Raw genomic sequence first — 16,708 nt, 5'->3', positions numbered from 1 at the left:
GGGCCCCCGCCCACCCCGCACGATGACGCCATGACTCAGGAACCGATCACGCCCCGGGAACCGATCTCCCTGGCCACCGCCCTCGCCTCGTTCGCCGAGTGGTGGAGCCCCCGGATCGTCACCACCGTCAACGACTACGACGTGCGCGTGGCGAAGGTCGAGGGCGAGCACGTCTGGCACGTGCACGACCGCACCGACGAGTTCTTCCTCGTCCTCGACGGCGAACTCCACATCGGCCTGCGGGAGGCGTCCGGCGAGCGCACGGTCGTCCTGCCCAAGGGCTCGGTCTTCACCGTCCCCCGGGGCACGGAACACAAGCCGTACGCCCCCGTCCCCACCGCCATCCTGCTGCTGGAGCCGACCGGTACCCTCTCCGTCGGCGACCGCCACGACGAGGTGCCGGACCACGTGGACGCCACCTCGGGGCACGCGCTCGGCTGAACGCCGGCGGCGGGTGGCACCCTGGTGCCATGAGCGATTCCACCCCGGCGCCGGCCACCCGCCGCGCCCGCGTCCGTGCCCCCGAGCTGATCGGCAAGGGCGGCTGGCTGAACACCGGCGGCACCCAGTACACCCTCGCGGACCTGCGAGGACGCATCGTCGTGCTCGACTTCTGGACGTTCTGCTGCATCAACTGCCTGCACGTCCTGGACGAGCTGCGGGAGCTGGAGGAGAAGCACCGGGACACGGTGGTGATCATCGGCGTGCACTCGCCGAAGTTCGTCCACGAGGCGGAGCACGCGGCGGTGGCCGACGCGGTCGAGCGGTACGGGGTGGAGCACCCGGTGCTGGACGACCCGGAGCTGGCGACCTGGAAGCAGTACGCGGTGCGGGCGTGGCCCACGCTGGTCGTCATCGACCCGGAGGGGTACGTCGTCGCCCAGCACGCGGGCGAGGGGCACGCGCACGCCATCGAGCGACTGGTGACGGAGCTGGAGGCGGAGCACGCGGCGAAGGGCACGCTGCGCCGCGGGGACGGCCCGTACGTGGCGCCGGAGCCGGAGCCGACCACGCTGCGCTTCCCGGGCAAGGCGCTGCCGCTGCCCTCGGGGAACTTCCTGGTCAGCGACACCACCCGGCACCAGGTGGTGGAGCTGGCCGCGGACGGGGAGAGCGTGCTGCGGCGGATCGGGTCCGGGGCGCGCGGCTTCGCGGACGGGCCCGCCGGGGCGGCGGCGTTCAACGAACCGCAGGGCCTCGCGCTGCTGGCGGACGGCTCGGTGGTGGTCGCCGACACCGTCAACCACGCGCTGCGCCGGCTCGACCCCGGCACCGGCGAGGTGACGACCCTGGCGGGCACCGGCCGGCAGTGGATGCAGGGCGAGCCCACGGCGGGCCCGGCCCGCGAGATCAGCCTCTCCTCGCCGTGGGACGTGGCCTGGTGGGAGGGCCGGGTGTGGATCGCCATGGCCGGTGTCCACCAGTTGTGGGCCTACGACCCGGCCGACGGCACGGTCGCCGTGACCGCCGGGACGACCAACGAGGGGCTGGTGGACGGGCCGGGCGGCGAGGCGTGGTTCGCGCAGCCGTCGGGGCTCGCGGCGACGCCCGAGCGGCTCTGGCTCGCCGACTCCGAGACCTCCGCGCTGCGCTGGGTCGACCGCGACGGGTCCGTGCACACGGCCGTGGGCACCGGGCTGTTCGACTTCGGGCACCGGGACGGCGACGCCGGGCAGGCCCTGCTCCAGCACCCGCTGGGCGTCACCGCGCTGCCGGACGGCTCGGTCGCGATCAGCGACACGTACAACCACGCGCTGCGCCGTTACGACCCGGCCAGCGGCGAGGTGACCACGCTGGCCACGGATCTGCGCGAGCCCAGCGACGCCGTGCTGGCCGGCGAGGACATCGTGGTCGTGGAGTCCGCCCGGCACCGGCTGACCCGGCTGAAGCTGCCCGAGGAGGCGGTGCGGGTGGCGGGCGTCGCCCACCGCACCCGGCGCGCGGCGACCGAGGTGGCCCCCGGCGCGCTGAGGCTGGACGTCGTCTTCCAGGCGCCCGCGGGCCAGAAGCTGGACACCCTCCCCCACGCTCGAACAGACTCGCGCGGGGGCACCCCCATCGGCCCCTCGACCCGGCTGCTGGTGTCGTCCACGCCGCCCGAGCTGCTGCTGCGCGGCGAGGGCGCGGGGACCGAGCTGTCCCGCGCCCTCGAACTGAACCCCGCCGTGCCGGAGGGGGTCCTGCACGTCTCCGCGATGGCCGCGTCCTGCGACGACGACCCGGCGAACGAATACCCGGCCTGCCATGTGCACCAGCAGGACTGGGGCGTGCCCGTCCGGCTGGCCGAGGGCGCGGCGGACCGGCTGCCGCTGGTGCTGGCCGGGCTGGACGCCTGACCCGCGCCGCGGTCAGACGCCGTAGCCGTTGCCGTAGCCGTCGCGGTGGTGGTGGGGAGCCGTCTCGTCGACGACCGGTGTCGTCGGCGGCACCATCACACGCCGGCGGCGGGCGATGCTGCTGAAGGTCGCGACGCCGATCAGGCCGACGATCATGAAGATGACGCCGACCAGGTCGAGGTTGACGCCCTGCATGTCCCAGTCGGTCGCGAACGTGAGGATGGCTCCCACGGCGATGAGGATGATGCACCCGCCGAGGCCCATGAGTGTTGCCTCCCTGTCGGTCCGGTCTGTCCGGTCGTTCCGGTCGATCCGGCTCCGTTCGGGTACCCCCGGTGCCAACACCCATGCGGCGCCGGGCACTTCCGGCCTCGACGGCCGCCCCCGGTCCGGCCCCGGTCCGGCCCCGGTTCAGCCCTGGAGGAACGCCACCAGCGCGTTGGCCAGCAGATACGGGTCGTCGGCGCCGCACAGTTCGCGGGCGCTGTGCATCGACAGGATGGCCGTGCCGATGTCCACGGTGCGGATGCCGTGCCGGGCGGCGGTGATCGGGCCGATCGTCGTGCCGCACGGCATGGAGTTGTTGGAGACGAACGACTGGAAGGGCACGCCCGCCTTCTCGCACGCGGCGGCGAACACCGCGCGGCCCGAACCGTCCGTGGCGTACCGGTTGTTGACGTTGACCTTCAGCAACGGGCCGCCGTTGAGGCGCGGGTGGTGCGTCGGGTCGTGCCGCTCCGCGTAGTTGGGGTGCACCGCGTGGCCGGTGTCGGAGGACAGGCAGACGGTGTCGGCGAAGGCGCGGGCCCGGTCCTCGTAGGCGCCGCCGCGGGCGAACACCGAGCGTTCCAGCACGGTGCCGAGCAGCGGGCCGTCCGCGCCGGTGTCCGACTGCGAGCCGGTCTCCTCGTGGTCGAAGGCGGCGAGCACGGGGACGTACGGCAGCGGGTCCCCGGCGGTCGCGACGGCGGCCAGCGCGGCCACCCCGGCGTGCACGGAGAGCAGGTTGTCCATCCGCGGCCCGGCGACCAGCTCCCGGTCCCGGCCGAGGTAGGCCGGCGGTTCCACGGAGTGGGTCATCAGGTCCCAGCCGGCCACCGAACCGGCCGCCAGGCCCGCTTCCTGCTCCAGGAAGGCGATCAGGTCGCCGTCGCGGACGGTGTCGGCGAGGCCCCAGACGGGCTGGAGGTGGCGCTGCTTGTCGAGCTTGAGGCCGTCCGCGGTGACGTTGCGGTCCAGGTGGATGGCGAGCTGGGGGACGCGCAGCAGCGGCCGGCCGACGTCGACCAGCCGGGTCGAGCCGTCGCGCAGGGTGAGCCGGCCGGCGAGCCCGAGGTCGCGGTCGAGCCAGGAGTTGAGCAGCGGTCCGCCGTACAGCTCCACGGCGACCTGGCGCCAGCCGTGCGCCCCGCTGTCCGGCCGGGGCTTGACCCGCAGGTTGGGGGAGTCGGTGTGCGCGCCGACGATACGGAACGGGGTGTGCGCCGCGGCGCCCTCGGGGACGTACCAGGCGATGATCGCGCCGCCGCGCAGCACGTACTTGCCGCCGGTGGTGCCGTCCCAGGCGTCCGTCTCGGCGACCTGCCGGAATCCGGCCTTCTCCAGGCGGGCGGCGGCGTTCGCCACGGCGTGGTACGGCGTCGGGCTCGCCGACAGGAAGGACATCAGGTCGTCGGTGTGCCCGCGGTCGAAGCGGGAGGCGCTGCTGCTCATGCCAGCCACCATAAGGCGCCCCGCCTCGGTGGCGGGTCGGGGTTCCGTGAAGGTCCGCGGCGGGGGGGGGGGGGGCGCGCGGGCGGGGGCGCGGGCGGCCCGGGCCGGCGCCCCCCCCGCCGGCCCCCCGCCCCCCCCCCCCCCCGCGGCGGACGGACCCTCGCGCGAGCGCCTAGAACGCGTCCTCGTCCAGCTCCATCAGGTCCAGCTCGACGCCCTGGGCGACCTTGCGGGCCAGGGTGACGCCGGGCAGGACGTCGGCGGCGAAGAACTTCGCCGCGGCGATCTTGCCGGTGTAGAACGCCTGGTCCTTCGCGGAGGCCGTCGGCAGCTTCTCGGCGGCCACGGCGGCGCCCTTGAGCAGCAGGTAGCCGACGATCACGTCACCGGAGGCGAGCAGCAGGCGGGTGGTGTTGAGCCCGACCTTGTAGATGTTCTTGACGTCCTGCTCGGTGGCGGCGAGGTCGGTGAGCATGTGGCCGACGATGGCCTCCAGCTCGACGGCGGCCTTGGCCAGGTGCTCGCGGGCCGGGGCCAGGTCCTGGCCGCCGGTGCCGAGGGCGAGGAACTTCTTGATGTCCTCGGCGAGCGAGTTCAGCGCGACGCCCTGGTTGCGGACGATCTTGCGGAAGAAGAAGTCCTGGCCCTGGATCGCCGTGGTGCCCTCGTACAGGGTGTCGATCTTGGAGTCCCGGATGTACTGCTCGACCGGGTACTCCTGGAGGAAGCCGGAGCCGCCGAAGGTCTGCAGCGACTGGGCGAGCTGCTCGTACGCCTTCTCCGAGCCGTAGCCCTTGACGATGGGCAGCAGCAGGTCGTTGAGGGCGTGGTCGGCGGTGGCGTCCTCGCCGTTGGCCTCCTTGACCTGGATCTCGTCCTGGACCGAGGCGGTGTACATCACCAGGGCGCGCATGCCCTCGGCGTACGCCTTCTGCGTCATCAGCGAGCGGCGCACGTCGGGGTGGTGGGTGATGGTGACCTTGGGCGCGGTCTTGTCCATGAAGTTCGCCAGGTCGGGGCCCTGGACGCGCTCCTTGGCGTACTCCAGCGCGTTGAGGTAGCCCGTCGACAGGGTGGAGATCGCCTTCGTGCCGACCATCATGCGGGCGAACTCGATGATGCGGAACATCTGGCGGATGCCGTCGTGCTTGTCGCCGATCAGCCAGCCCTTGGCGGGGTGGCGGTCGCCGAAGGTCATCTCGCAGGTGTTGGAGACCTTCAGGCCCATCTTGTGCTCGACGTTGGTGGCGTAGACGCCGTTGCGCTCGCCCAGCTCGCCGGTCTCGAAGTCGAAGAGGTACTTGGGCACGAGGAAGAGGGAGAGCCCCTTGGTGCCGGGGCCGGCGCCCTCCGGCCGCGCGAGCACGTAGTGGAGGATGTTCTCCGACATGTCGTGCTCACCGGAGGTGATGAAGCGCTTCACGCCCTCGATGTGCCAGGAGCCGTCCTCCTGCTGGACCGCCCTGGTGCGGCCGGCGCCCACGTCCGAGCCGGCGTCCGGCTCGGTGAGGACCATGGTGGAGCCCCACTGCTTCTCCACGGCGATCTTCGCGATGTGCTTCTGCACGTCGTTGCCCTCGTCGAAGAGGATGCCCGCGAAGGCCGGGCCGGAGGAGTACATCCACACGGCCGGGTTGGCGCCCAGGATCAGCTCCGCGTAGGCCCAGATCAGGGAGCGGGGCGAGGTGGTGCCGCCGATCTCCTCGGGCAGGCCGAGCCGCCAGTACTCGGAGTCCATGAACGCCTGGTAGCTCTTCTTGAAGGAGGCCGGGACCGGCGCCGTGCTGGTCTCCGGGTCGAAGACCGGCGGGTTGCGGTCGGCGTCCGCGAAGGACTCCGCCAGGTCGTTCTCCGCCAGGCGGGTCATCTCCTCCAGGATGCTCCGGGCGGTGTCGACGTCCATCTCCGCGAACGGGCCGGTGCCGTACAGCTTGTCGCGGCCGAGCACCTCGAAGAGGTTGAACTCGATGTCCCGGAGATTCGGCTTGTAGTGCCCCATGGCGACGGCTCCGTTGAGAGATCGGCGAGGCACTGACTCCTCGCGCCTGTATCACGTACCAGCAAGTAGCTACGATGATGCTACCCGTCGGTAATAAGTCGCAACCCCGACCGCTCCATCTGTGACTCTTCACTCGCTAGTCTTTGCGGCATGTACGGCTACGACCAGACCGCGGGACCGCAGCAGCAGTACGCCCCGCCCCAGCAGCCGATGTCCGGCGGATACGGGCAGCAGCCGCCGCTGTACCCGGAGCCGTCACCGCCCTCGCTCGCGGACGCGGTGCGCGCGTTCACCACCGGGCAACTGGCCGCCGAGGACTTCCAGCAGATCTTCGCGACCTCCAAGGTCTACTGCCCGCGCGGCGACAACCCGGGCTTCCTCGCCCTGCACAACACCCAGCAGCCGGTGATCCCGATGTTCACCACGCTGAAGGAGCTGCGCCGGTACGCGGGCAAGGAGTCCAAGTACTTCGTGATCACCGGCGCGGAGGTGCTGGACCTGCTGCCGACGGGGTACGGGTTCGTCCTCGACATGGAGGGCGAGCACCGGATGGTCTTCGACGCCACGGCGGTCGAGCAGATGGTCGATTTCGCGATGCGCCGCATGTACGGGTGACCGGCCAGGTGCCTGCGCGCGGCCGAGCCCGGAGGGAATGCCCTCCGGGCTTTCGTGGTTCTGGGGTAGCAAGAAGTTCAACGCTCAACTAAAGTGGTCCGTACGCCGCCCAAGGAGGTCGACATGCCTGCCGTGACCGTCGAGAACCCGCTGACGCTGCCCCGGGTGACCGCTTCCGCCGACGCCGTGGCACGTCCCGTGCTCACCGTCACGACCGCGCCCGGCGGATTCGAGGGCGAGGGCTTCCCGGTGCGCCGCGCGTTCGCCGGGATCAACTACCGCCACCTCGACCCGTTCATCATGATGGACCAGATGGGCGAGGTGGAGTACGCGCCCGGGGAGCCCAAGGGCACCCCCTGGCATCCGCACCGCGGCTTCGAGACCGTCACCTACATCATCGACGGCGTCTTCGACCACCAGGACAGCCACGGCGGCGGCGGCACCATCACCAACGGCGACACCCAGTGGATGACGGCCGGCTCCGGCCTGCTGCACATCGAGGCGCCGCCGGAGTCCCTGGTCATGTCCGGCGGCCTCTTCCACGGGCTCCAGTTGTGGGTGAACCTGCCGGCCAGGGACAAGATGATGGCCCCCCGCTACCAGGACATCCGCAGCGGCAGCGTGCAACTGCTCACCTCGCCCGACGGCGGCGCGCTGCTGCGGGTCATCGCCGGCGAGCTGGACGGCCACGAGGGGCCGGGCATCACCCACACGCCGATCACGATGGTCCACGCGACCCTCGCGCCCGGCGCCGAGGTCACCCTGCCCTGGCGGGAGGAGTTCAACGGCCTGGCGTACGTGATGGCCGGACGCGGCAGCGTCGGCACCGAGCGGCGGCCGATCCGCCTGGGGCAGACCGCCGTCTTCGGCGCCGGCTCCTCGCTGACCGTCCGCGCGGACGAGCGGCAGGACTCCCACACCCCCGACCTGGAGGTCGTCCTCCTCGGCGGGCGGCCGATCCGGGAGCCCATGGTCCACTACGGGCCGTTCGTCATGAACACCCGCGACGAACTCCAGCAGGCGTTCGAGGACTTCCAGAAGGGCCGGCTGGGCTCGGTCCCGGCGGTACACGGCATGTCGGCGGCCGGACCGCAGGACTGACAGCGCGTCACCCGGGCGGGCCGTCCCGACGGGACGGCCCGCCCGGCACGTGATCGGCTGGCGGGGTGCGACTCCTTCCCGTCCCGGTCCTGCGGTTCGCCGCCTGGTGCGCCGTCGTCCTGCTCGCCGCCGGCGTGGTCTACGTCGGCATCCGGCTCTGCGGGGAACTGCGCACCGCCGTGATCCCCGCGCTGCTGGCGCTGCTCGGCACCGCCCTGCTGCGCCCGCTGTACCGGCGGCTGCTCGCGGCCCATGTGCAGCGCTCGCTGGCGGCGGGCCTGACCTGCGTCGCCGTGGTCGCGGTGGTCGGCGGCGCCGTCTACATCGTGGTCGCCGCGCTCGTCGACAGCGGCGACCAGATCGTCGCCTCCCTGCGGTCGTCCGCGCAGGACCTCGCCGACCACTTCGGCGCGGCCGGCACCTCCCTGGACGACATGGCCTCCAACGCCCGGGAGCTGCTCGGCAAGTTCGGCGGGACCGCCGCCTCCGGGGTGATCAGCGGGGTCAGCGTGGTCGGCGAGACCGCCGCCATGGCCGTACTCGCCCTGCTGCTGGTCTTCTTCTTCCTGCGTGACTCCGACCGCGCCGTCACCACCGTGCGCGCGCTCGTCCCGCACAGCGGCGGCGACATGGCCGAGGCGATGGCCCGGCGGGCCTTCGGGGCCGTCGAGGGCTTCATGCGGGGCACCACGCTCATCGCCCTCATCGACGCCTTCTGCATCACCGTCGGACTGCTGATCCTGCGGGTGCCCGGCGCCCTCGGGCTGGGCGCGCTGGTCTTCGTCGGCGCCTACATCCCCTACCTCGGCGCCTTCATCTCCGGGGCGGTGGCCGTGCTGGTCGCGCTCGCCGACCGGGGGTTCGCCATCGCGCTGTGGACGCTCGGCGTGGTGGTCGCCGTGCAACTGCTGGAGGGCCATGTGCTCCAGCCGGTGATCCAGAGCCGGACCGTGCAGATGCACCCGGCCGTGGTGCTGCTGGCGCTCACCGCGGGCGCCTCGGTCGCGGGCATCCTCGGCATGCTGCTCGCCGTCCCGCTCACCGCCGCCGCGTTCGGGATCGTGCACGAACTCCAGGCGCGCTACGCCGACAGGGGCGCCGGCTCGCCCGCCGGGGACGACTCGTAGAGGTCGAACCAGATGCTCTTGCCCTCGCCGCGCGGGGCGACGCCCCACTCGTCGGCGAGCAGCTCGACCAGCATCAGACCGCGTCCGGAGGACGCCATCTCCCCCGGCCGGCGCTTGTGCGGCAGGTCCTCGCCGGTGTCGCTGACCTCGACCCGTATCCGCCGCTCGCCCGGGACGCCGGTCACCTCGGCGACCAGCAGGGCGTCGGTGTCGGTGTGCACCAGGACGTTGGTCAGCATCTCGGAGAGCAGCAGGACCGCCGACTCCTTCTGGTCCTCGCTGGCCCAGTCGTGCAGCAGCTCCCGCAAGTGCCGGCGGGCGGCGGCGATCCGCTCGGGCTCGGCCTGCGCGACCGACAGCGCGGTACGGCGCACCGGCGGCCGGGGGGCACCGCCGCCGTCGCCGCACTCGCAGCCGTGCCCCTCCCGGCAGAGCAGCACCAGGGCGATGTCGTCCTCCCGCCGGTCGGCGAGCGGTCCGGTGTCATGGTGCGAGGAGGGCCCGTGCACCGCCTGGACCAGCGCGTCGGCGAGTTCCTCCATGTCGCCGTCGTGGTCCTCCAGCACCCGGCGCAGCCGCCGCCAGCCCGAGTCCAGGTCGTGCCCGCCGGTCTCCACCAGGCCGTCCGTGCACATCAGCAGCGTCTCCCCGGGCTCCAGAGTGAGCCGGGTGATCGGGTAGTCGCAGTCCGGGTCCAGGCCCAGCGGCAGCCCCCCGGCCGTGTCCCGGAACAGCACCGTCCCGTCCGCCATGCGCACCGCCGGGTCCAGATGACCGGCCCGCGCGCTCTCCACGGTCCCGGTGGCGGGGTCGACCTCCACGTACAGGCAGGTCGCGAAGCGCGGGTCGCCCGGGTCCTGGTCGGAGTGGGTGAGCCCGTAGAAGAAGCGGGAGGCGCGGGAGAGCACCGCGTCGGGGCGGTGGCCCTCGGAGGCGTAGGCGCGCAGGGCGATGCGCAACTGGCCCATCAGCCCGGCCGCCCGCACGTCGTGCCCCTGGACGTCGCCGATGACCAGGGCGAAGCGGCCCCGGGGCAGCGGGATCATGTCGTACCAGTCGCCGCCGACCTGGAGTCCGCCGCCGGTGGGGACGTAGCGGGCGGCGAGGCTGACGCCGGGGATCTCGGGGCCCAGCACGGGCAGCATCGAGCGCTGGAGGCCGTCGGTCAGCTCCCGCTGGGTCTCGGCGGCGCCTGCCCGGGTCAGGGCCTGCGCCAGCATCCGGGCCACCGTGGTCAGCACCGAGCGCTCGTCCGGGGTGAACGCGACCGGGTAGGTGAAGGCGGCCATCCAGGCGCCCATCGTGCGGCCCGCCACGGTCAGCGGGAGATACGCCCAGGACTGCCGGTGGAAGCGCTCGGCCAGCGGCCAGGCGAGCGGGTAGCGGGAGCGGTACTCCTCCGGGGAGGAGAGGTAGACGGCGCGGCCGGTGCGGATCACCTCGGCGGCCGGGTAGTCGGTGTCCAGGGACATGTCCAGGAACGGGTGCTCGGCGCCCTCCTGCTGCCCGTGGTGGCCGATGATCGTCAGCCGGTCGCCGCTCACGCCGAAGACCGCCAGGCCGTCCGGGGAGAAGCCCGGCATCGACAGTCCGGCCGCGACCCGGAGCACCTCCTCGGTGGACCGGGCCTCGGCCAGCGCCCGGCCCGCGTCCAGCAGGAACGCCTCCCGCGAGCGGCGCCAGTCGCCGGTGACCGCGCTGCGCCCGGCCGGGGTGCCCGGGGCCGGTTCGGTGACCTCCTGGAGGGTGCCGATCAGCTCGTAGCTCTTGCGGACGCGGTCGAAGGAGGGCTTCGAGCGGCTGCGGACCACCCGGATCACCCGGCCTCCGGGGTCCATGATCCGGATGCGCACCTCCGCGAGGGTGCCCTCGGCGGAGGCGAGGCGGATGACGCCGGTGATCTCGTTCCAGTCGACCGGGTGCAGCCGGGCCCGCACCTGGGCCTCGCTGAGGCTCGCCCGCCGGGCGGGCAGCCCGAGCAGCCGTGCCGCCTCGGCGTCGACCGTGACCAGCCCCGTGGCCGTGTTCCAGTGCCACAGACCGGTCGCGAGGGCGGCCAGGACGTCCCCCACGGCGGGCAGGGGCTCACCAGTGCGCATTGCCCCACTGTAAGAACAGGTGATCGGGGACTGCCACCGGTGGTCAATGGGGAGGAAGCCGGGCGCGGGTGCCCGGTACGCTGGGGTTGTTTCACGTGAAACACCCACCGTGAGACACCATCCCCGATCCGCGAAGACTGGATGAACGACGATGCATCGGTACAGGTCCCACACCTGCGGCGAGCTCCGCGCCTCTGACGTCGGCACCGACGTCCGGCTGAGTGGCTGGCTGCACAATCGGCGCGACCTGGGCGGCATCCTCTTCATCGATCTGCGCGACCACTACGGCATCACCCAGCTCGTCGCCCGTCCGGGTACGGAGGCGTACGAGGCGCTGGACAAGCTGTCCAAGGAGTCGACGGTCCGGGTCGACGGCAAGGTCGTCTCCCGCGGCACCGAGAACGTCAACCCCGACCTGCCCACCGGCGAGGTCGAGGTCGAGGTGGGCGAGGTGGAGCTGCTGGGCGCCGCCCAGCCGCTGCCCTTCACCATCAACGCCGAGGACGGGGTGAACGAGGAGCGGCGCCTGGAGTACCGCTTCCTGGACCTGCGCCGCGAGCGGATGCACCGCAACATCATGCTGCGCACCCAGGTCATCTCCGCGATCCGCAGCAAGATGGTCGCGCTCGGCTTCAACGAGATGGCGACGCCGATCCTCACCGCGACCTCTCCCGAGGGCGCCCGTGACTTCGTCGTCCCCTCCCGGCTGCACGCGGGCCGGTTCTACGCGCTGCCGCAGGCCCCGCAGCAGTTCAAGCAGCTTCTGATGATCTCCGGCTTCGACCGGTACTTCCAGATCGCGCCCTGCTTCCGGGACGAGGACGCCCGCGCCGACCGCTCGCCGGGCGAGTTCTACCAGCTCGACGTCGAGATGAGCTTCGTCGAGCAGGAGGACGTCTTCCAGCCGATCGAGAAGCTGATGACCGAGCTGTTCACCGAGTTCGGCGGCGGCCGCGAGGTCACCTCCCCGTTCCCGCGCATCCCGTTCCGCGAGGCGATGCTGAAGTACGGCTCCGACAAGCCGGACCTGCGCGCCAAGCTGGAGCTGGTGGACATCACCGATGTCTTCGCGGGCTCGGAGTTCAAGGCGTTCGCCGGCAAGCACGTGCGCGCGCTGCCGGTGCCGGACGTCTCCGGCCAGCCCCGCAAGTTCTTCGACCAGCTCGGCGACTACGCCGTCTCCCAGGGCGCCAAGGGCCTGGCCTGGGTCCGGGTCGGCGAGGACGGTGCGCTGACCGGCCCGATCGCCAAGTTCCTCACCGAGGAGAACGTCGCGGAGCTGACCAAGCGGCTCGGTCTGGCCCCCGGCCACGCGGTGTTCTTCGGCGCGGGCGAGTTCGACGAGGTCTCCAAGATCATGGGCGCGGTGCGGGTCGAGGCCGCCAAGCGCGCCGGGCACTTCGAGGAGAACGTCTTCCGGTTCTGCTGGATCGTCGACTTCCCGATGTACGAGAAGGACGAGGAGACCGGCAGGATCGAGTTCTCGCACAACCCGTTCTCGATGCCGCAGGGCGGCCTGGAGGCCCTGGAGAGCCAGGACCCGCTGGACATCCTGGCCTGGCAGTACGACATCGTCTGCAACGGTGTGGAGCTGTCCTCCGGCGCGATCCGGAACCACGAGCCGGACATCATGCTCAAGGCGTTCGAGATCGCCGGCTACGACGCCGAGACGGTCGAGCGGGAGTTCGCGGGCATGCTGCGGGCGTTCCGCTTCGGCGCCCCGCCGCACGGCGGCATCGCCCCCGGCGTCGACCGCATCGTGATGCTGCTGGCCGACGAGCCCAACATCCGCGAGACCATCGCCTTCCCGCTCAACGGCAACGCCCAGGACCTGATGATGGGCGCGCCGACGGAACTGGACGAGTCCCGCCTGAGGGAACTGCACCTTTCGGTGCGCAAGCCGCAGCCGAAGTAGGACGCAGAGGCGAACGAAGCGCCCGGGACCTTGTGGGTCCCGGGCGCTTTCTTCTGATCAGGTTTCGAGCGGCAGAGAAGACTGTTCCGCTGCCGGGCCGAGATACGTGTACTCGGCCGACCGGGCGATTCCCACCGCATCGAGGCGCTGACGGAAGCGGACCCGGAAGTGCACGTTGTCCCCGAGGCCGGGGCGCATGCGGAGCAGCGCCTCCGGCTCCTCGAAGTGGACGTCGTACGCCTGGGCGTTCCTGGCCGTGCCCGTCTTGACCTTCACCCAGCCGCTTTCGCGCAGCTCGGTGATGCGGCCAGAGATGATGATCTCCTGGTCACGGGGTCTCGTCTCCCGCAGCCGCTCGACATAGCGTCTGCCGCGCTCGGTCAGTCGGGCCCTGCGCGTGTCACCGTCGGCGCCGTACCAGGTCATTCCCAGGTCGAGCTCGTACTTGCCCAGAGCCCGTGCCAGGGCGTCCACCGCGTCGAAGAGGCGCGACCACTCACGGACGTCCTGTTCGGCCTCGATCGCGCCGAGCAGTCTGGTGAGCATCTGCATCCCACTGCTCGCGGCCGACGTGGCGGGAGTGTCCATGGCCGCAGGCTCCGAGAGAGCCACGGAAGCCACGGGACGCGCATGGACCACGGTGCTGCCGGCTGAGATGCCGGTCAGCTCCAGATGCACCGGAGTGCCCGCTGCGGCGGAGATCGCGTTCTCCACGGGGTTCAGCAGAGCGTCACCCCACTGGAAGCGCAGAGCGCCCCCTTCGGTGTCCGGCCCGGTCAGCCGGAGCCGGAGTTCCTCGTCGAGGCGGGCGTCAGGTTCATAGGCGCGTACCGCTGCGAGGCGGCCGGCCCGGTGCGCCGCCTCGACCTCCTCGTCGTCCCGTTCTTCGGTGCCCATTTCATCGAGGAGGCGCGCGGCAGCCTCGGCGGCTGCCGGGTCGTCCCTGAGCAGCGCGCGCCTGCGCTCACGCCAGCTATCGCCGGTGGTCACAGTCGCACCTCCAGGTATCCGCGTGCCGGGGCGGCACTCTCGCGCGACGGAGAGCGGTCCGACGGACCGGGCAGTCGGCAGCGCTGCCACCAGTCGTCCCACACACCCCGTTCCATGAAGTATGTCCGTTCCTCGGGCGTGAAGCGCTCCGGCCGGAAGACATGACCGACAGGCTGGTAACCCACCCTGACCGGTGAGACTCCGAACTTGCGCAACATATTGTCCCGGCTCTGGAAAGCGGTGGTCAGCCATTTGGAACCGGGTCTGCCGCGTACGGCGCGTTCGGCTCGCACGTCGATCAGGAGAGTCGCGTCGATGTTTCGTGGGTCGGTCTTCGTGCTCACGAAGCTGCCGCCGAGCCACAACCTGTGGATGAGCGTGTGCCCGTTCATTGCGTCCGCGTACGCATCCTCCAATGTGAAGAAGCGTTCCAGGTAGTCGTGCAGTCCGTCCCACAGTCTCTGACGCATGCCGGAGTCCTGGAACTCCGGCGCGCTGACCAGCATGGCCTCCGCCTCGTCGAAGGAGACGGAGTAGCGGCCCAGCGGAAGGAATCCGTTCGCGGCGAAGGAAGGCAGCACGTGAAGTCCTGTCGGGTACGGATGGACGCCGTGGGGTGCGGGGTGCGACGGCGAGCTCTGCGGCCACGGCTCATCCTGCCGCGCAGGTCGCACCGCAGTCAGAGGTTTTCCGGTACTTGGCCGTTCGCCTCTCTGCACTCACGGCACCTGCCCGGCCGAGGCGCCCGGAAGGCGCGGTCGGGTGCCGGTGCGTGTTGTGAGGGGACGGTGAGTTCGGCCCATACCGTCTTCAGGGGTGGCGGGCCCGGGATCACTCCCCAGCGGTCGGCCAGGGCGTTCACCAGGGTCATGCCCCGGCCGCCCTCCTCCGTCGGCCGCGGGGCGCGCAGGCGCGGGAGCCGGTCGCCGCGGGTGTCCGTGATCTCGACGCGGAGGGTCCCGTCGACGACGTGGAGCAGCAGCCGGTAGTTCCGGCCCGGTACGCGTCCGTGCGTCGCCGCGTTGTTCGCCAGCTCGGCCACGATCAGTGCCGCCGGGTCCGGCGGGAGACCCCAGGTGCGCAGTTGCTCCGTGGCCAGCAGCCGGGCGAGGCGGGCGCCGCGTGGTGTCGGTGACAGCAGCACGCTGTACTGGTGGATCGGGCTGCCCGGTGGGGGGAATTGCTCGTTCACATCACTCAGCGTGGCCGGGCGTGCGTACGGTGTGAAGGGATCGCCGTGTTGCGTACGGTGACTGTCCGCTCGTTGTCCGGAGGTGTCCGGCTTGTCGGGGCGGTGCGTACGGAGTGGTACGAGGAGGGGCGCGTATGTCGGTGGACGGCGAGGTTCGGCGGCTGAGGACCGAGGCGGACGAGCCGGGGTGGGAGGTGGACCCGGACGACGAGTGGGGCGTGGCGGTGATCGCCACCGTGGGGCGGCAGTTGAGGCTGCGGCGGGAGGCGGTGGGGATGCGCGCCGGCGAGTTCGGCAAGGCCGTGGGGTACGGCGAGGATCTCGTCTACAAGATCGAGAGCGGCCAGCGGATTCCCCGGCCGGAGTACCTGGACAAGGCGGACGAGGCGCTGGGGGCGGACGGTCTGATCGCGGCCATGAAGGAGGATGTGGCCAAGGTCCGGTATCCGAAAAAGGTACGGGACTTGGCGCAGATGGAGGCGCGGGCGGTTGAGATCGGGGTGTACGAGCACAGCAACATCCCGGGCCTGTTGCAGACCCCGGATCACACGAGGGCGCTGCTGGAGTCGTGGCTGCCCGCTTACGCGCCTGACGATCTGGAACGCCGCGTAGCAGCCCGAGTCGCTCGGCAAGCGATCTATGAGCGGTGCCCTGCGCCCGCGCTGAGCTTCGTCCTGGAAGAGCCGACGCTTCGGCGCAAGGTTGGAGGCACAATGGTCCAGCGGCAGCAAGGCGAACGCTTGCTGGAGGTCGGGCAGTTGAGCAATGTCTCCCTCCAGGTGATGCCGATGGACAGTGCCCCACACCCCGGCATGAGCGGCAGGATCGAGTTGCTGAAGTTCGAGGACGGTACCGCCGTGGGGCGCTCAGACGGGGCGTTCAACGGACGCCCCGTCACTGACCTGAGACAGCTCCGCGTTCTTGAGCTGCGGTATGGCACCATCCGGGCGCAGGCTCTTCCGCCTGGGGAGTCGCTGGCCCTTATCGAGCAACTGCTGGGAGAGACATGATCCGCAAGGCCCCCGCCGGTGACACCTCCGGACTGGTGTGGTTCAAGAGCAGCTACAGCAGTGGCCCTGACGGCGATTCCTGCATCGAGGTCGCCACCACCCCCGGCACTGTCCACGTCCGGGACTCCAAGTACCGGGACCGCAGTCCCCGCCTCGTTCTCGCGCCGGAGGCGTGGGCGGGGTTCGTCGGTGTGTTCAGCGGGCGACGAACTGGGTGAGGATGGCCTGGACCTCGTAGATGTCGACGCCCTTGGTGAACGTCTTCTCGATCGGGGCGGGGTTCCCGGAGAGCCAGATCTTCAGTTCGGCGTCGAGGTCGAAATGGCCGGCCGTCTCCACCGAGAAGTGGCTGATGCTGCGGTACGGCACGGAGTGGTACTCCGTCTTCTTGCCGGTCAGGCCCTGCTTGTCGATCAGGATCAGACGGCGGTCGGTGAGCAGGATGGTGTCGCGGATCAGCAGGTAGGCGGCGTAGACCTGCTCGTCCCGGCCGAGCAGCCGGGCGTACTCCTGCTGGGCCTGGAGCGGGTCGACGCTGTGGGCGTTGCCGAACAGTGCCATGGGTGATCCCCCCGGGAGCGTGTGGGCGTATGGGGGGATCGTCGCAGAGC

16 protein-coding genes are annotated in these 16,708 nt (G+C 71.2%); 8 read left to right on the top strand and 8 right to left on the bottom strand.

Annotated elements, in window-relative coordinates:
- Nucleotides 1–30: 30 nt before the first annotated feature.
- On the top strand, nucleotides 31–441 hold the full coding sequence (locus tag ACFY32_RS19735; protein WP_390674844.1) for a cupin domain-containing protein: 411 nt from the start codon (nucleotides 31–33) through the stop codon (nucleotides 439–441).
- A gap of 29 nt (nucleotides 442–470) precedes the next feature.
- A complete protein-coding gene (locus ACFY32_RS19730) occupies nucleotides 471–2,336 on the top strand; it encodes a thioredoxin-like domain-containing protein (protein WP_390674843.1) in 1,866 nt (621 codons plus the stop codon).
- A gap of 12 nt (nucleotides 2,337–2,348) precedes the next feature.
- On the opposite strand, the gene ACFY32_RS19725 is transcribed toward ACFY32_RS19730, so the two are convergent.
- The 3 genes from ACFY32_RS19725 to ACFY32_RS19715 form a co-directional block, all read right to left on the bottom strand.
- Nucleotides 2,349–2,600: a DUF6458 family protein gene (locus tag ACFY32_RS19725; RefSeq protein ID WP_359190204.1), complete on the bottom strand. Its 252-nt coding sequence runs from the start codon at nucleotides 2,598–2,600 to the stop codon at nucleotides 2,349–2,351.
- Nucleotides 2,601–2,747: 147 nt separating this feature from the next.
- Complete coding sequence (locus tag ACFY32_RS19720) at nucleotides 2,748–4,049, bottom strand: M18 family aminopeptidase (protein WP_359190202.1); 1,302 nt, start codon at nucleotides 4,047–4,049, stop codon at nucleotides 2,748–2,750.
- A 172-nt stretch (nucleotides 4,050–4,221) separates the two neighbouring features.
- The gene (locus ACFY32_RS19715) at nucleotides 4,222–6,048 is read right to left on the bottom strand and encodes an acyl-CoA dehydrogenase (protein WP_359190199.1); all 1,827 of its coding nucleotides are present in this window, start codon (nucleotides 6,046–6,048) and stop codon (nucleotides 4,222–4,224) included.
- A gap of 150 nt (nucleotides 6,049–6,198) precedes the next feature.
- Here ACFY32_RS19715 and ACFY32_RS19710 point away from each other — a divergent pair, with 150 nt between their 5' ends.
- The 3 genes from ACFY32_RS19710 to ACFY32_RS19700 all read left to right on the top strand — a co-directional run bounded on the left by ACFY32_RS19710 (nucleotide 6,199) and on the right by ACFY32_RS19700 (nucleotide 8,891).
- Nucleotides 6,199–6,663 carry an SseB family protein gene (locus tag ACFY32_RS19710; RefSeq protein WP_359190196.1) on the top strand — a complete coding sequence of 155 codons (465 nt, stop codon included), beginning with the start codon at nucleotides 6,199–6,201 and terminating at the stop codon, nucleotides 6,661–6,663.
- Nucleotides 6,664–6,786: 123 nt separating this feature from the next.
- Nucleotides 6,787–7,764 carry a pirin family protein gene (locus ACFY32_RS19705; protein WP_359190193.1) on the top strand — a complete coding sequence of 326 codons (978 nt, stop codon included), beginning with the start codon at nucleotides 6,787–6,789 and terminating at the stop codon, nucleotides 7,762–7,764.
- Nucleotides 7,765–7,829: 65 nt separating this feature from the next.
- Entirely contained in the window at nucleotides 7,830–8,891 is a 1,062-nt protein-coding gene (locus ACFY32_RS19700) for an AI-2E family transporter (RefSeq protein ID WP_390674842.1), read from the top strand.
- Here ACFY32_RS19700 and ACFY32_RS19695 read toward each other — a convergent pair.
- Complete coding sequence (locus ACFY32_RS19695) at nucleotides 8,846–10,990, bottom strand: SpoIIE family protein phosphatase (RefSeq protein ID WP_390674841.1); 2,145 nt, start codon at nucleotides 10,988–10,990, stop codon at nucleotides 8,846–8,848. The genes ACFY32_RS19700 and ACFY32_RS19695 overlap by 46 nt on opposite strands.
- A 151-nt stretch (nucleotides 10,991–11,141) precedes the next feature.
- Between ACFY32_RS19695 and aspS the strand changes: the two genes are divergently transcribed.
- Complete coding sequence (aspS, locus tag ACFY32_RS19690; protein WP_390674840.1) at nucleotides 11,142–12,905, top strand: aspartate--tRNA ligase; 1,764 nt, start codon at nucleotides 11,142–11,144, stop codon at nucleotides 12,903–12,905.
- Nucleotides 12,906–12,962: 57 nt separating this feature from the next.
- Here aspS and ACFY32_RS19685 read toward each other — a convergent pair whose 3' ends face one another.
- The 3 genes from ACFY32_RS19685 to ACFY32_RS19675 form a co-directional block, all read right to left on the bottom strand.
- Nucleotides 12,963–13,895 (bottom strand): hypothetical protein, encoded by a 933-nt coding sequence (locus tag ACFY32_RS19685; RefSeq protein WP_390674839.1) that lies wholly within the window; start codon nucleotides 13,893–13,895, stop codon nucleotides 12,963–12,965.
- The gene (locus ACFY32_RS19680) at nucleotides 13,892–14,476 is read right to left on the bottom strand and encodes a DUF6932 family protein (RefSeq protein WP_390674838.1); all 585 of its coding nucleotides are present in this window, start codon (nucleotides 14,474–14,476) and stop codon (nucleotides 13,892–13,894) included. The genes ACFY32_RS19685 and ACFY32_RS19680 overlap by 4 nt, the downstream gene beginning before the upstream one ends.
- A 98-nt stretch (nucleotides 14,477–14,574) precedes the next feature.
- Nucleotides 14,575–15,087: an ATP-binding protein gene (locus ACFY32_RS19675; RefSeq protein WP_359190178.1), complete on the bottom strand. Its 513-nt coding sequence runs from the start codon at nucleotides 15,085–15,087 to the stop codon at nucleotides 14,575–14,577.
- A 134-nt stretch (nucleotides 15,088–15,221) separates the two neighbouring features.
- Between ACFY32_RS19675 and ACFY32_RS19670 the strand changes: the two genes are divergently transcribed.
- Nucleotides 15,222–16,097 carry a helix-turn-helix domain-containing protein gene (locus tag ACFY32_RS19670; RefSeq protein WP_390674837.1) on the top strand — a complete coding sequence of 292 codons (876 nt, stop codon included), beginning with the start codon at nucleotides 15,222–15,224 and terminating at the stop codon, nucleotides 16,095–16,097.
- The gene (locus ACFY32_RS19665) at nucleotides 16,094–16,315 is read left to right on the top strand and encodes a DUF397 domain-containing protein (protein WP_390674836.1); all 222 of its coding nucleotides are present in this window, start codon (nucleotides 16,094–16,096) and stop codon (nucleotides 16,313–16,315) included. Before ACFY32_RS19670 ends, ACFY32_RS19665 begins: the two co-directional genes overlap by 4 nt.
- Here the strand turns inward: ACFY32_RS19665 and ACFY32_RS19660 are convergent.
- The gene (locus ACFY32_RS19660; RefSeq protein WP_390674835.1) at nucleotides 16,293–16,658 is read right to left on the bottom strand and encodes a PH domain-containing protein; all 366 of its coding nucleotides are present in this window, start codon (nucleotides 16,656–16,658) and stop codon (nucleotides 16,293–16,295) included. The two genes, ACFY32_RS19665 and ACFY32_RS19660, sit on opposite strands and share 23 nt — an antisense overlap.
- Nucleotides 16,659–16,708: the final 50 nt, after the last annotated feature.

Origin of the sequence: Streptomyces sp. NPDC000134 (assembly GCF_042899225.1) — a bacterium.
In the GTDB taxonomy this organism is placed as follows: Bacteria; Actinomycetota; Actinomycetes; order Streptomycetales; family Streptomycetaceae; genus Streptomyces.
Note: the sequence above shows the minus strand (reverse complement) of the source record. Positions and strands in the feature narration are given on the sequence as shown.